The 13387-nt window shown below is 73.1% G+C and carries 11 protein-coding genes; 10 read left to right on the forward strand and 1 reads right to left on the reverse strand.

From position 1 onward, the window contains the following. The first annotated feature begins 10 nt into the window (after positions 1-10). The 5 genes from QRT04_RS10030 to QRT04_RS10050 all read left to right on the forward strand — a co-directional run bounded on the left by QRT04_RS10030 (position 11) and on the right by QRT04_RS10050 (position 6197). Positions 11-1696, forward strand: a complete 1686-nt coding sequence (locus QRT04_RS10030; RefSeq protein ID WP_289455070.1) for an ABC transporter substrate-binding protein — start codon at positions 11-13, stop codon at positions 1694-1696. A gap of 125 nt (positions 1697-1821) precedes the next feature. Beyond that, positions 1822-2949, forward strand: coding sequence for an ABC transporter ATP-binding protein (locus tag QRT04_RS10035; RefSeq protein ID WP_289455071.1), 1128 nt, complete (start codon positions 1822-1824; stop codon positions 2947-2949). After that, a complete protein-coding gene (locus tag QRT04_RS10040; protein ID WP_289455072.1) occupies positions 2946-3926 on the forward strand; it encodes an ABC transporter permease in 981 nt (326 codons plus the stop codon). The genes QRT04_RS10035 and QRT04_RS10040 overlap by 4 nt, the downstream gene beginning before the upstream one ends. A gap of 10 nt (positions 3927-3936) precedes the next feature. After that, a complete protein-coding gene (locus tag QRT04_RS10045; RefSeq protein WP_289455073.1) occupies positions 3937-5097 on the forward strand; it encodes an ABC transporter permease in 1161 nt (386 codons plus the stop codon). Then, complete coding sequence (locus QRT04_RS10050; RefSeq protein ID WP_289455074.1) at positions 5094-6197, forward strand: ABC transporter ATP-binding protein; 1104 nt, start codon at positions 5094-5096, stop codon at positions 6195-6197. The genes QRT04_RS10045 and QRT04_RS10050 overlap by 4 nt, the downstream gene beginning before the upstream one ends. Before the next feature lie 134 nt (positions 6198-6331). Here the strand turns inward: QRT04_RS10050 and QRT04_RS10055 are convergent, their stop codons facing one another. Further along, positions 6332-6586 (reverse strand): DUF4242 domain-containing protein, encoded by a 255-nt coding sequence (locus QRT04_RS10055; protein WP_289455075.1) that lies wholly within the window; start codon positions 6584-6586, stop codon positions 6332-6334. 48 nt (positions 6587-6634) lie between these two features. Between QRT04_RS10055 and QRT04_RS10060 the strand changes: the two genes are divergently transcribed. The 5 genes from QRT04_RS10060 (at position 6635) to QRT04_RS10080 (ending at position 13376) form a co-directional block, all read left to right on the forward strand. Continuing rightward, positions 6635-7681 (forward strand): AraC family transcriptional regulator, encoded by a 1047-nt coding sequence (locus tag QRT04_RS10060; protein ID WP_289455076.1) that lies wholly within the window; start codon positions 6635-6637, stop codon positions 7679-7681. A gap of 166 nt (positions 7682-7847) precedes the next feature. Then, the gene (locus QRT04_RS10065) at positions 7848-8189 is read left to right on the forward strand and encodes a hypothetical protein (protein WP_289455077.1); all 342 of its coding nucleotides are present in this window, start codon (positions 7848-7850) and stop codon (positions 8187-8189) included. A gap of 92 nt (positions 8190-8281) precedes the next feature. Continuing rightward, on the forward strand, positions 8282-9382 hold the full coding sequence (locus QRT04_RS10070; RefSeq protein WP_289455078.1) for a phosphatase PAP2 family protein: 1101 nt from the start codon (positions 8282-8284) through the stop codon (positions 9380-9382). 51 nt (positions 9383-9433) lie between these two features. Then, positions 9434-12148, forward strand: a complete 2715-nt coding sequence (topA, locus tag QRT04_RS10075; RefSeq protein WP_289455079.1) for a type I DNA topoisomerase — start codon at positions 9434-9436, stop codon at positions 12146-12148. 223 nt (positions 12149-12371) lie between these two features. Further along, entirely contained in the window at positions 12372-13376 is a 1005-nt protein-coding gene (locus tag QRT04_RS10080; protein ID WP_289455080.1) for a Gfo/Idh/MocA family protein, read from the forward strand. The last annotated feature ends 11 nt before the right edge of the window (positions 13377-13387 follow it).

The raw sequence follows: 13387 nt of genomic DNA on the forward strand, positions 1-13387 counted from the left end.
GGAGGCACTCGTGAGAACGCGCAAGCTCGCAACGCTCGTCGCCGGTGTGGCGGCGGTGGCGATGCTCGCCACGGCCTGCTCGTCGGGCTCGTCCAGCAACCCCACGACGAGCGGCGGCACCAACGGTGGCAAGGCGTCCGGCCAGGCCCTGACGATCGGCATGCCCAACGGCACGCAGACCAACAACAGCAACCCGTTCCTCAACACGTCCGCCGCGCGCTCGCTCGGCTACGCGTTCGCGATCTACGAGCCGCTGGCCGAGGTCAACGACACGCGCCCCGCGCAGGACCCGATCCCGTGGCTCGCCAAGTCGTGGACCTGGAACACGGACTACACGCAGATCAAGATCGTCGCGCGCGACGGCGTCAAGTGGTCGGACGGCCAGGCGTTCACGGCCGACGACATCGCCTACTCGCTCCAGCTCCGCAAGGACCACGCGGCGCTCAACAACGAGGGCCTGCCCTACAAGAACATCGCGGTCGCCGGCGACACCGTCACCGTCGACTTCGACTCCGGGCAGTACGTCAACCAGATCAAGGTGCTCCAGCTGTTCGTCGTGCCGAAGCACATCTGGTCGACGATCGCGGACCCGGAGCACGACACGAACCAGAAGCCGGTCGGAACGGGCCCGTACACGCTCACCACGTGGACGCCGCAGGCCGTGACGCTCGACCAGAACCCGACCTACTGGGGCGGCAAGCTCGCCGTGCCGCAGCTGCGCTACACGTCGTACTCGGGCAACGACACCCTGACGACGGCCCTCTCGACGGGCGACGCGCAGTGGGGCTGGACGTTCATCTCGGACTACCAGAACGTCTACGTCGCCAAGGACCCCGCGCACAACAAGGCGTTCTTCCCGGCGGGCCTCGGCATCGACCAGCTCGTGCTCAACACGACGAAGGCGCCGTTCAACGACGTCGCCGTCCGCAAGGCGCTCAACCTGGTGGTCGACCGCAAGAAGGCGTCCGAGATCGCCGAGGCGGGCATCTTCCCCGAGCTCAAGAGCGTCACGGCCATCCCGACGCCCGCCGGTGACTCGTTCATCGCCGACGCGTACAAGGACAAGAGCTACGCGGTCGACGTCGCGGGCGCCAAGAAGGTGCTCACGGACGCCGGCTACACGTACTCGGGCGACAAGCTCATGGGCAAGGACGGCAAGCAGGTGTCGTTCGTGCTGCAGGACCCGTCAGGCTGGAACGACTACATCACGTCGCTCAAGCTCATCCAGGACGCGGCCAAGTCCATCGGCATGAACGCCTCGGTCGAGACGCCGAACGCCGACACCTGGACCGACGCGGTCAACAAGGGCAACTTCGACGCGGCCCTGCACTGGACCAACGCGGGCGTCACGCCGTGGGAGATGTACTCCAACATGTTCGACCCGGCGTACTACCAGCCGGTCGGCAAGGTCGCGGCGTGGAACTACGGTCGCTACCAGAACGACGACGCGAAGGCGGCGTTCAAGGCGTACACCGACGCCACGGACGACGCGGGCCGCAAGACGGCGCTCGACAAGCTCCAGGACATCTACGTCTCGGAGGTGCCGGCGCTGGGCATCGACGCCCGCCCCGCGGGTGCCGAGTTCTCGTCGAAGTACTACGACGGGTGGCCGAGCGACGACAACCCGTACGCCAACCCGCAGCCGACGGTCGCGAACGTCGCGCTGATCCTCACGAAGCTCAAGCCGGCTTCCTGACGAACGACCCGGCGCGGCGGCTCCCACCTCGGGCCGCCGCGCCGGGCCGCCCCGGTGGTCCCGCGCGAGCCACGCGCTCCGGGCGGGACCACCGACCGCCGCCCCCACGAACCTCCAGGTGACCGATGAGCGACGAAGCTCCCCGTAACCCCGGCCGCCCCGCGGCCCCCGCGTCGGCCCCCGTGCTGGCCGCCGTCGGCCTGACCAAGCACTTCCCGGTGCGCGGCCTGCGCAGCAAGGGCGTCGTGCACGCCGTCGACGGCGTCGACCTCGAGCTGCACTCCGGCCGCGTGCTCGCGCTCGTCGGCGAGTCCGGCTCCGGCAAGTCGACCGTCGCGCGCCTCCTGGCCCGGCTGTACACGCAGACGGACGGCCAGGTGCTGCTGCACGGCGAGCGCGTCACGGCCCGCAAGGGTCGTGCCTTCCGTGCCTACTGCCGGCGCGCCCAGATGATCTTCCAGGACCCGTTCGCGTCGCTGAACCCCGTGCACACGGTGCGGTACGTGCTGACGCGCTCGGTCCGGATCCACCGCCCGACGCTGCGCGGCGCGGCCCTCGAGGCCGAGCTGCGCGCGCTGCTGGACCGGGTCCAGCTGAACCCCGACCGGTTCATCGACAAGTTCCCGCACGAGCTGTCCGGCGGTCAGCGCCAGCGCGTCGCGATCGCCCGCGCGCTCGCGGCGGACCCCGAGGTCCTGCTCGCCGACGAGCCGATCTCGATGCTCGACGTGTCGATCCGCATCGGGATCCTCAACCTGCTCAAGGACCTGCGCGACCGGCTCGGCATCGCGATCCTCTACATCACGCACGACATCGCGTCCGCCCGGTACTTCGCGGACCGCACGCACGTCATGTACGCGGGCCGCACGGTCGAGACCGGCGACAGCGAGTCGGTGACGCAGCAGCCCGCGCACCCGTACACGCAGCTGCTCGTCCGGTCCGCGCCCGACGCCGAGAACCTCGGCGCCCCCGCCCACACGGGCGCGCGCGGCGAGCCGCCGAACATGGTGAACCCGCCCGCCGGCTGCCGGTTCAACCCGCGCTGCCCGTTCGCCACCGAGCTGTGCCGCACGCAGAACCCGCCGCTGCTCGACATCGGCGCCGACCGCACGGTGGCGTGCTGGGGCTACGCCGCGCGGGTGCCGGGCGCGCTCGACGGCGTGCCCGCGGACGCGCCGGCGCGCGCCGACCTACCCGACCTCCGCGCCGCCGCGGCCCCCGTCCGCCGCGGCGCCCCGGAGGTGGCCCGATGAAGTTCCTCGCCCGCCGCGTCGGCTTCTACGCGATCACCGCGTGGGCCGCCGTCACGCTCAACTTCCTGATCCCGCGCATGCTCCCGGGCGACCCGGTGCAGTCGCTGATCAACCGCTACCAGGGGTCGATCCCGTCGAGCGCGGTCCACTCGCTCTACGTGCTGTTCGGCCTCGACACCAAGAAGTCGCTCTGGCAGCAGTACGTCGAGTACTGGCAGCAGATCCTGCACGGCGACCTCGGCCTGTCGTTCGTGCACTACCCGACGCCCGTCTCGGAGGTCATCGCGCAGTCGCTGCCGTGGACGATCGGCCTGGTCGGCATCGCGACGATCATCTCGGTGGTCGGCGGCTCGCTGGTCGGCGTCTACCTCGGGTGGCGGCGCGGCTCGTGGGCCGACGGCATCGTGCCCGTCACGACCTTCTTCTCGTCGGTGCCGTACTTCTGGCTCGGCCTGCTGTTCATCTCGCTGTTCGCTGTGACGTGGCGCTGGCTGCCCCCGGGGCAGGGCTACGACACGGCACTGACGCCGGGCTGGACGCCCGCGTTCGTGGGGTCGGTGCTGCAGCACGCGCTCCTGCCGGCGCTGACGATCGTGCTCTCGTCGGTCGCCGGCTGGATCCTCGGCATGCGCAACATGATGGTGACCGTCACGAGCGAGGACTACGTGACCGTCGCGCAGGCCAAGGGCCTGTCCGAGCGGCGCGTGATGTTCGGCTACGCCGCGCGGAACGCGATCCTGCCGCAGGTGTCCGGCTTCGCCCTGAGCCTCGGGTTCGTCGTCTCCGGCACGCTCGTCATGGAGATGGTGTTCAGCTACCCGGGCATCGGCTACGAGCTCTTCCAAGCCATCGGCGGCAAGGACTACCCGCTGATGCAGGGCATCTTCCTCGTCATCACGTTCTCGGTGCTCGCGATGAACATCCTCGCCGACATCGTCTACGTGATCCTCGACCCGCGTACCCGCCAGGAGGCCTGAGATGTCGAACATGCCCCTGGACGTCGTCCCCGTCGACGCCGCAGCCGCGGCCGAGTCGGCGCAGGTCGACACGGTCGTCCCGAGCCGCCAGCGGTTCGTGTTCCTGCGCGGCGCCAAGGCGATCACCGGGCTGGTGATCCTCGGCGTCTTCGCCGTCATCGCGATCGTCGGCCCGTGGATCGCGCCGTACGACCCCGACGAGATGACCGCCGACCTGCTCGTGCACCCGTCATGGCACCACCTGATGGGCACCGACCACCTGGGCCGCGACATCTTCTCGCAGCTCATCGTCGGCACCCGCGGCGTGATGATCGTGGGCCTGGTGGCCGGCGTGATCGCCACGGTGCTCGCCATCGCGGTCGGTGTGAGCGCCGGGTTCCTCGGCGGCGTCGGCGACGAGGTGCTGTCGTCGCTCTCGAACATCTTCCTGGTGATCCCGGCGCTGCCGCTGATCATCATCATCTGCAGCCAGCTCTCGGACGCGGGCAACTTCGTCGTCGCGCTGGTGCTCGCGTTCACCGGGTGGGCGTGGGGTGCGCGGCTGCTGCGAGCGCAGACGCTGTCGCTGCGCAGGCGCGACTTCATCGAGGCCGCGCGCGCGAGCGGCGAGAAGACGTGGCGGATCGTCTGGTTCGAGACGCTGCCGAACCTCACCGCGATCATCGCGTCGAGCTTCATCTCGACCGTGACGTTCGCGGTGCTGTCGCAGACCACGCTCGCGTTCATCGGCGTCACGTCGGTGAGCGACTGGAGCTGGGGCTCGATCCTCTACTGGGCGCAGGGCAACCAGGCGCTCGCTCGCGGCGCGTGGTGGTGGTTCGTGCCGGCCGGCCTGCTGATCGCGCTGCTCGGCATGGCGCTCTCGCTCGTCAACTTCGGCATCGACGAGTTCGTCAACCCGCGGCTGCGCCTCGCCGGCCTGACGCCGCGCGAGATGCGCCGCCGCAAGATCCGGCCGCGCATCGGGTTCACGGTCGTCGCCAAGGACGCGCCGCGCGCCGTCGCCCGGCCGGCCGTCGTGCCCGTGACGGAGCTCGACGAGCCCGCCGACGAGTCGCTGCCCGCCGACGCGGTCGACGCGCCGACCGGCTTCGAGCCGCCCGCGTCCCTGCGGCGGAGCGCGACCCCCGACAGCACCGGACCCGCCGACCACGAGGAGGCCGCGCGATGACCGCCCCCACCACGAGCGCCGCCTTCCCGGCGTCCGCCGCCCGCGAGCGCCGCCCGATCCTCGAGATCCGCGACCTCGTCGTCGACTACGGCTACGGGGAGGACCGCGTGCACGCGCTGCGCGGCGTCAACCTGACGCTCCACGAGGGCGAGGTGCTCGGCCTGGCCGGCGAGTCCGGCTGCGGCAAGTCGACGCTCGTCTACGCCGCGACGCGCCTGCTCGCGCCGCCCGGGTACATCTCGGCGGGCGAGGTGCTGTTCCACCCCGAGGGCGGCGGCGAGCCGATCGACGTGCTGCGCCAGGACGAGCGGTCGCTGCGCGCCGCGCGCTGGCAGGACACGGCGATCGTGTTCCAGGGCGCGATGAACTCGCTCAACCCGGTGTACCGGATCGGGCGGCAGCTCACCGACACGATCGCGGCCCACCGGCCCGAGATGACGCGCCCCGAGCGTGAGGAGCGGGCGCGCGAGCTCCTGAGCATGGTCGGCATCGCGCCGAACCGGATCAGCTCGTTCCCGCACCAGCTCTCGGGCGGCATGCGCCAGCGCGTGATGATCGCCATGGCCCTCGCGCTCGAGCCGCGCGTGCTGATCATGGACGAGCCGACCACGGCGCTCGACGTCGTCATGCAGCGGCAGATCCTCGAGCAGATCATGGAGCTGCGCGACCGGCTCGGGTTCGCGGTCGTCTTCATCACGCACGACGTCTCGTTGCTGATCGAGATCGCCGACCGCATCGCGATCATGTACGCCGGCGAGATCGTCGAGGACGCGCCCGCGCAGGACGTGTACCGGCGGCCGCGGCACCCGTACTCGGACGGCCTGCTGCACTCGTTCCCGCCGCTGCGCGGCCCGCGCCGCGAGCTCGCGGGCATCCCGGGCTCGCCGCCGGACCTCGCGCACCTGCCGTCCGGGTGCCCGTTCCGCGACCGCTGCGCGTTCGCGTGGGACGCCTGCGCCGCCATCCCGCCGCGCCTCGTGCCGCCCGCGGTCCCCGGCGACTCCCCGGGCCGGCTCGTCGCCTGCCTGCGCCACGACCCGCAGGCGGTCCGCTACGGCGGCTTCGAACCCCTCCCGGCCCCGGACCGCCTGGCCCTCTGACCCCCCCGCCACGCCGCCCCCGCCACGCCGGCCCGCCCGGCGACGAACAACGCCGCGACCACGTCACTTCACAGTCACGTGGTCGCGGCGTCGTTCGTGTCCGGCGGCGCCTCGCTGTCCGGGTCGTCCGCGCGTCAGCTGCCCTCGGTCACCGGGAACAGCCGGTCGGCGACGAGGCCGTGCGCCTCGCGGTGCACGCGCTCGGCCGTCGCGGGGTCCGGCGCCTCGACGAGGCAGAACACCTTGCCCGCACTCTCGTCGACCCAGTAGCGGTGGTAGAGGACGCCGTAGTCGCCCTGCACCTCCAGGTCGCGCGCGTGCGCCGCGCGCACGTCGTCGATCGTCGCGCCCTCGGGCAGCGCGTCGTGCATGTCCATGTAGAGAGCCATGGTCTTTCCCCCTCGGGTGGATGTGTCCGGTTTGACACACTCAGACTCGTGCCCGTCGTCCCGCACGACCATGACCGCGTCGCCGCCGTGCCTGACCGCGGCCCCGCCGCCGCCCCCGACCGGGACGCCGCCGCGGACCAGGCCGCCGTCGTCGACGCCGTGCTGTCGGGCCTGCGGCTGAGCGGCGCGATCTTCCTGCGCGCCGAGTACGGCGAGGCCTGGGCGTACGAGTCGATGTCGACGCAGGGCATGGGCCGGGTGCTCGACGTCGAGCCCGAGCACCTCGTGCTGTTCCACGTGGTGGCGAGCGGCCGCTGCTGGATCGAGGTCGAGGGCGGCGAGCGGCTCTGGGCCGACGCCGGCGACGTGATCGTCATCCCGTACGGCGACCGGCACCGGATGGGCGGCACGGCCGACGCGGAGCTCGTCCCCATCGAGCGGCTCCTCGCGCCGCCCCCGTGGACGCAGCTGCCCGTGATCCGGCACGGCGGCCCCGGCCCGACGACCGGCGTCGTGTGCGGGTACCTGCGGTCGGACGACCCGCTGCTCGACCGGCGGACCCGCCTGCTGCCGCCGGCGTTCGTCGTCCGGCCGGCCGAGGGCGGAGCGGTCGACTGGGTGCGGTCGAGCATCGAGTACGCGCTCGCCCGGACCACGCTCGACGACGAGGGCCGCATCGCGGCCCCGCCGCGCCTGCCCGAGCTGCTGCTGGTCGAGATGCTCCGCATCCACCTGACGTCGTCGAGCGCACCGGGCGCGCGGCTCGTCCGCGCCCTGCACGACCCGGTGCTCGGGCCGGCTCTGGCGGCGATCCACGCCGACCCCGGCCGCCGCTGGACCGTCGCGGACCTCGCGGCGACGAGCCACGTCTCGGTGTCGGCGCTCGACGAGCGGTTCCGCGAGGTGCTCGGGGTCGCGCCCATCCGCTACGTGTTCGGCTGGCGGATGCACCGGGCGCGCGAGCTGCTCGCCGCGCGCGAGCTCGGCGTGGCCGCGGTCGCGCGGCGCGTCGGGTACGAGTCCGAGGAGGCGTTCAGCCGCGCGTTCCGCCGCGAGCACGGGGTCGCACCGAGCCAGTGGCGCCCGGGGTCCTAGGGCCGCCCGGTGCCCCGACCGATCGCGCCGGGGGCGCAGCCCGCGCGCCGCCGGCGCCGGTTCATAGCCTGCCCGGCGGCCACGTCCAGCGTGCGCACAGACCTGGCCGGTGACGTGGGTACCGCGCCGGCGGAGGGGCCGGCGCACCAACCCTGAGGAGACGGCCATGACCGTGCAGGCGATCGACGAGACCACGTGGCTCACCGCGAACGTCCGCCCGGCCGGCCGGCTCGGCCGCGACGACGTGGACCGCCTGCGCGCGCTGCTCGACGCCCTCTCGGCCAGCGCGTCGATGATCGTGCTCGACCTCGCGGCCACCAGCCTCCGGGCGGCCGGCGCGGTGGGCGCGGCCGGCGCGATCGACGACGCCGCGGCGCAGCTCGAGGCGCGCGGTGGCTGCCTGCTGTGCGTCAACGCCGACGACGACACCTGCGCCCGCCTGTCGGGCTGCCGGCACGCGGTGGTCGTCGGACAGGGCGCGCCGCGTCCGGTGGGCGCACCCGCGTGACGCGTGACGAACCGGCGAGCAACCTCGCCGGAGCCTGTGAGGGAGCCGCCGACGCGGGGGCGCGCCCGGACGGGTGACCTACGGTGGTGCGGGTGAGCGAGCCGCGGACCGAGACGCCCTGGCCGGGCCCGGTGCCCGTGCGTCCGGGACCGACCGCGCCCGCCGATGCCGACCCGGCGGGCCGGCCCGTCGCCGGGCACCCGACGGCCCACGTGACCTCCCGCCGGACGCGGTCGCGCGGCCCGGTCGTCGCGGTCTGCGTCGCCGTCGCTGCCGCCTCGGGCCTGGGCATCTGGCTGATCTGGGCGGTCTTCGTCGGCTCGACGCGGGGCCAGCGGGTCGAACGCTCCGCGCTGCGCGGCGCGGCCTACGGGCAGACGCACCTGTGGCACGTCGCCGAGCGCGTGCTGAGCGTCGTCTCGGTCGGCTTCATCGCGGCGGTGCTCGTGGCGGCGATGCTCATCGCGGTGCTGCGTCGGCGATGGTCCCTCGCGGTGCAGGTCGCGGTGCTCATGGCGGGCGCCAACCTGACCACGCACGTCCTCAAGTACGACGTGTTCGACCGCCCGCACCTCGGCATCCCGTCGCCGTCCGTGAACACGCTGCCGAGCGGCCACACCACGGCCGCCGCGTCCGTCTCGGCCGCGCTGCTGCTCGTCGTCCCGGCGCGCGCCCGGCCCTGGGCGGCCGCCGCGGGTGCGGCGTACACGACCGCGACGGGCGTCTCGACCCTCATCGGCCAGTGGCACCGCCCGTCCGACGTCGTGGCCGCGACGCTCGTCGTGCTCGGCTGGATGGCCATCACGTGCGCGCTCGTGGCGCTGACCCCCGCGCGGCTCTCGGGGCCGGCGACGGGCGCGGTCGACGCCGCCGCGGTGTCGCGCGCGGCGGCCGACGACACGCGGGACGCCGCGCGCCGGCAGCGTCGCGGCGTCATGGTGGTGCTCGTCACGCTCGGCGTCGCGGCCGGCGCCGTCGCGGTCCTCGCGCTCGGGCACACCTGGGCGCAGGACTTCTCGCTCGCTCGCGCGGACCTGCTGGTGGCGTACGCGGGCGGCGCGGCGGGTGCGACGGCCGCGAGCTGCCTGACGTTCGCCGCGATGCTCGCGCTGCGCACGGCGGTGTCCGACTCGGCGGTCCCGGCGCGGGCGGTGCCCGGCCGGGCCGCGCCGGGACGATTGCCACGTGCTTGACGACAGGTCGTAGAGTCCGCAGGGTTCCCCCCGACGAGCGAAGGACTGGGCATGGCAGGCCGCAAGCTGGTGATCGTGGAGTCGCCCGCCAAGGCGCGCACGATCGCCGGGTACCTCGGCGACCAGTACGACGTCGAGGCGAGCGTCGGCCACATCCGTGACCTCCCGCAGCCGTCGGAGCTGCCCGCGGAGATGAAGAAGGGCCCCTTCGGCAAGTTCGCGGTCGACGTCGACAACGGCTTCGCGCCGTACTACGTGGTCGACGCGGACAAGAAGAAGAAGGTCAGCGAGCTCAAGAAGCTGCTGAAGGACTCCGACGAGCTCTACCTCGCCACCGACGAGGACCGCGAGGGCGAGGCCATCGCGTGGCACCTGCTCCAGGAGCTCAAGCCCAAGGTCCCCGTCAAGCGGATGGTCTTCCACGAGATCACGCGCGAGGCGATCCAGCGTGCGCTGTCGAGCACGCGCGAGCTCGACGACCGGCTGGTCGACGCGCAGGAGACGCGCCGCATCCTCGACCGCCTCTACGGATACGAGGTCAGCCCGGTGCTGTGGCGCAAGGTCCGCCAGGGCCTCTCGGCCGGCCGCGTGCAGTCCGTCGCGACGCGGCTCGTGGTCGAGCGCGAACGCGAGCGCATGGCGTTCGTCGCCGCCGACTACTGGGACGTCACCGGCACGTTCGCCGTCGAGGACGCCGGTGAGCCCACGTTCCCCGCGCGCCTCACCGGGCTCGACGGACGCCGCGTCGCCACCGGGCGCGACTTCGACGACGCCGGCCGGCTCACGGGCGACGCGGTCCAGCTCGACGAGGCCGCCGCGCAGGCGCTCGTCACGGCGCTCGAGCAGGCGGACTTCAGCGTCCGCAGCCTCGAGACGAAGCCGTACACGCGCCGCCCGGCCGCGCCGTTCACCACCTCGACGCTCCAGCAGGAGGCGTCGCGCAAGCTCCGCATGGCCTCGCGGCAGACGATGCGCACGGCGCAGACGCTCTACGAGAACGGCTACATCACCTACATGCGTACCGACTCGCCGGTGCTCTCGACGCAGGCGATCGACGCCGCGCGCCGGCAGGCCGCCGAGCTCTACGGACCCGAGTTCGTGCCCGACGCCCCGCGCGTCTACACGAGCAAGGCGAAGGGCGCGCAGGAGGCGCACGAGGCGATCCGCCCCGCGGGCGACCACTTCCGCACGCCGGCGCAGGTCGCGCGCGAGCTCAGCGGCGACCAGTTCCGGCTGTACGAGCTGATCTGGAAGCGCACGGTCGCGTCGCAGATGGCCGACGCGCGCGGGTCGACGGCCTCGGTCCGGATCGGTGCGACGGCCGACGGTCGCGACGCGGTGTTCTCGGCGTCCGGCACGGTCATCACGTTCCGCGGCTTCCTCGCGGCGTACGAGGAGGGCCGCGACGTCGAGCGCTACGAGTCGGGCGAGCCCGGCTCGGGGTCCGGCGAGGGCGGCCCGGACGCGCGCCTGCCCCGCATGGCGGAGGGCGACGCGCTGACGGCGTCCGACCTGCAGGCCGACGGCCACCGCACGTCACCGCCGCCGCGCTACACCGAGGCGAGCCTCGTCAAGGCGCTCGAGGAGCGCGGCATCGGCCGCCCGTCGACGTACGCGGCGACGATCTCCGTGATCCTGGACCGCGGGTACGTGACGAGCCGCGGGCAGGCGCTCGTGCCGTCGTGGCTCGCGTTCGCCGTGACCCGCCTGCTCGAGGAGAACTTCGACCGGCTCGTGGACTACGACTTCACGGCCGAGATGGAGGAGGACCTCGACGCCATCGCGTCCGGCGACAAGGACCGCGTCGACTGGCTCACGCAGTTCTACTTCGGCGACGCCTCGGGCGGCGAGTCGGGCGAGGGCCTGCGCGACCTCGTCGAGAACCTGGGCGAGATCGACGCCCGCGAGGTCAACTCGATCGAGATCGGCGACGGCATCGTGCTGCGCGTGGGCCGCTACGGCCCCTACCTCGAGGCGCCGGGGCTCCAGCCGGACGACGAGCCGCGGCGCGCGTCGGTCCCCGAGGAGCTGGCTCCCGACGAGCTGACGGTCGAGAAGGCGCGCGAGCTGCTCGAGACGCAGCCGGACGGCGACCAGGTGCTCGGCGAGGACCCGTCGACCGGCACCACGATCGTCGCCCGCAACGGGCGGTTCGGTCCCTACGTCACCGAGCTGCTGCCCGAGCCCGAGCTCGACGAGGGTCTCTCGGCCGCGGCTCGCAAGAAGGCCCTCGCGGCCGCGCCGAAGCCGCGGACGGCGTCGCTGTTCAAGTCGATGTCGCTCCCGACGGTCACGCTCGACGACGCGCTCAAGCTGCTGTCGCTGCCGCGCGTGGTGGGCGTCGACCCCGAGACGGGTGCCGAGATCACCGCGCAGAACGGCCGCTACGGCCCGTACCTCAAGAAGGGCACGGACTCGCGGACCCTCGCGTCGGAGGACGCGCTCTTCTCGACGACGCTCGACGAGGCGCTCGCGATCTACGCGCAGCCCAAGCGCGGCCGCGGCGCGACCGCGACCCCGCCGCTGCGCGAGCTGGGCGACGACCCGACGAGCGGCAAGCCGATCGTCGTCAAGGACGGCCGCTTCGGCGCCTACGTGACGGACGGGACGACGAACCGCACCCTCCCGCGCGACACGACGCCCGAGTCGATCACGCGCGAGCAGGCGATCGAGCTCCTCGCGGAGAAGCGCGCGTCGACCCCGGCGAAGAAGAAGGCGCCCGCCCGCCGCGCGACGACCCGCACGAAGGCGGCATCGAAGAAGTAGCGCACGGCCGCACCCCCGCCGGCGTTCCCGCGCGGCACCGCGAGTTCCTGCCGAAACCGTGAGTCTCGCTCGATCCCGCGAGTCGTGACTCACGGAACCTGGCGGAACTCACGGCCCCCGGGTTCGCCGCGCGGGCTCGACCCGCTCCACCCGCCCGGCCGCCTGCGGCCCGCCCCCTGCGGCCCGGCCGCGCGGTGGGCGGCGCGGCACTAGGTTGGCGGCCATGGCTCGCACCGAGGACCCCCGCACCGCACCGCCGATCCGCTGGGGCATCCTCGGCGCCGGTGGCATCGCCGCGCAGTTCGCGTCGGCCGTCAACCAGTTCACCCGCGCCCAGCTCGTCGCGGTCGGCTCGCGGAACAAGGACCGCGCCGAGCGGTTCGCCACGGCGCACGGCATCCCGACGGTGCACGTCGGCTACCAGCGCCTGGTCGAGGACGAGCGGGTCGACGCCATCTACGTCGCCACGCCGCACTCCGAGCACCGCGAGCACGCGCTGCTCGCCATCCGCGCCGGCAAGCACGTGCTCGTCGAGAAGGCGTTCACGCGCAACGTCGCCGAGGCCCGCGAGGTCCTCGACGCGGCGCGCGAGGCGGGCGTCTTCGTCATGGAGGCGATGTGGACGCGGTTCCTGCCGCACGTCGCCGCGCTGCACCAGGTGATCGAGGCGGGCGAGATCGGCGAGATCGTCAGCCTCGCTGCCGACCACGGGCAGTTCATGGCGTTCGACCCGCACTCGCGGCTGTTCGACCCGACGCTCGCGGGCGGTGCGCTCCTGGACCTCGGCGTCTACCCGGTGGCGTTCGCGCACGACGTGCTCGGCGTCCCGGACACCGTGACGGCCGTCGGGACGCTGACCGAGACCAAGGTCGACGGGCAGGTCTCGATCGTGCTCGGCTACGGCGAGCGGCGGCAGGCGACGCTGCACACGACGCTCTGGGCGAAGACGCCCACCACCGCCGCGATCGCGGGCACCGAGGGCCGCGTCTTCGTCGAGGGCGAGTTCTACCGGCCCACGTCGTTCCGCCTCGAGCGCCGCGACGGCCGCGTCTGGACCTTCGACCAGCGGTACGCGAACGGCCTGCAGTACGAGGCCGCCGAGGTGGCGCGGCGCGTGGCCGCGGGCGACCACGAGTCGGAGCGGATGTCGTGGCAGGGCACGCTCGACGTCATGACGACGATGGACGAGGTGCGCCGGCAGGTCGGGGTCGTCTACCCGGGGGAGTGACGGTCGGACGT

The organism is Cellulomonas alba (genome assembly GCF_030362835.1).
Lineage (GTDB): Bacteria > Actinomycetota > Actinomycetes > Actinomycetales > Cellulomonadaceae > Cellulomonas > Cellulomonas alba.

Bases quoted from the DNA above. Each gene is read 5' to 3' on its own strand.
- QRT04_RS10035 (WP_289455071.1), top strand. From the start codon at position 1,822: ATGAGCGACGAAGCTCCCCGTAACCCCGGCCGCCCCGCGGCCCCCGCG.
- QRT04_RS10040 (WP_289455072.1), top strand. From the start codon at position 2,946: ATGAAGTTCCTCGCCCGCCGCGTCGGCTTCTACGCGATCACCGCGTGG.
- QRT04_RS10045 (WP_289455073.1), top strand. From the start codon at position 3,937: ATGCCCCTGGACGTCGTCCCCGTCGACGCCGCAGCCGCGGCCGAGTCG.
- QRT04_RS10050 (WP_289455074.1), top strand. From the start codon at position 5,094: ATGACCGCCCCCACCACGAGCGCCGCCTTCCCGGCGTCCGCCGCCCGC.
- QRT04_RS10055 (WP_289455075.1), bottom strand. From the start codon at position 6,586: ATGGCTCTCTACATGGACATGCACGACGCGCTGCCCGAGGGCGCGACG.
- QRT04_RS10065 (WP_289455077.1), top strand. From the start codon at position 7,848: ATGACCGTGCAGGCGATCGACGAGACCACGTGGCTCACCGCGAACGTC.
- topA (WP_289455079.1), top strand. From the start codon at position 9,434: ATGGCAGGCCGCAAGCTGGTGATCGTGGAGTCGCCCGCCAAGGCGCGC.
- QRT04_RS10080 (WP_289455080.1), top strand. From the start codon at position 12,372: ATGGCTCGCACCGAGGACCCCCGCACCGCACCGCCGATCCGCTGGGGC.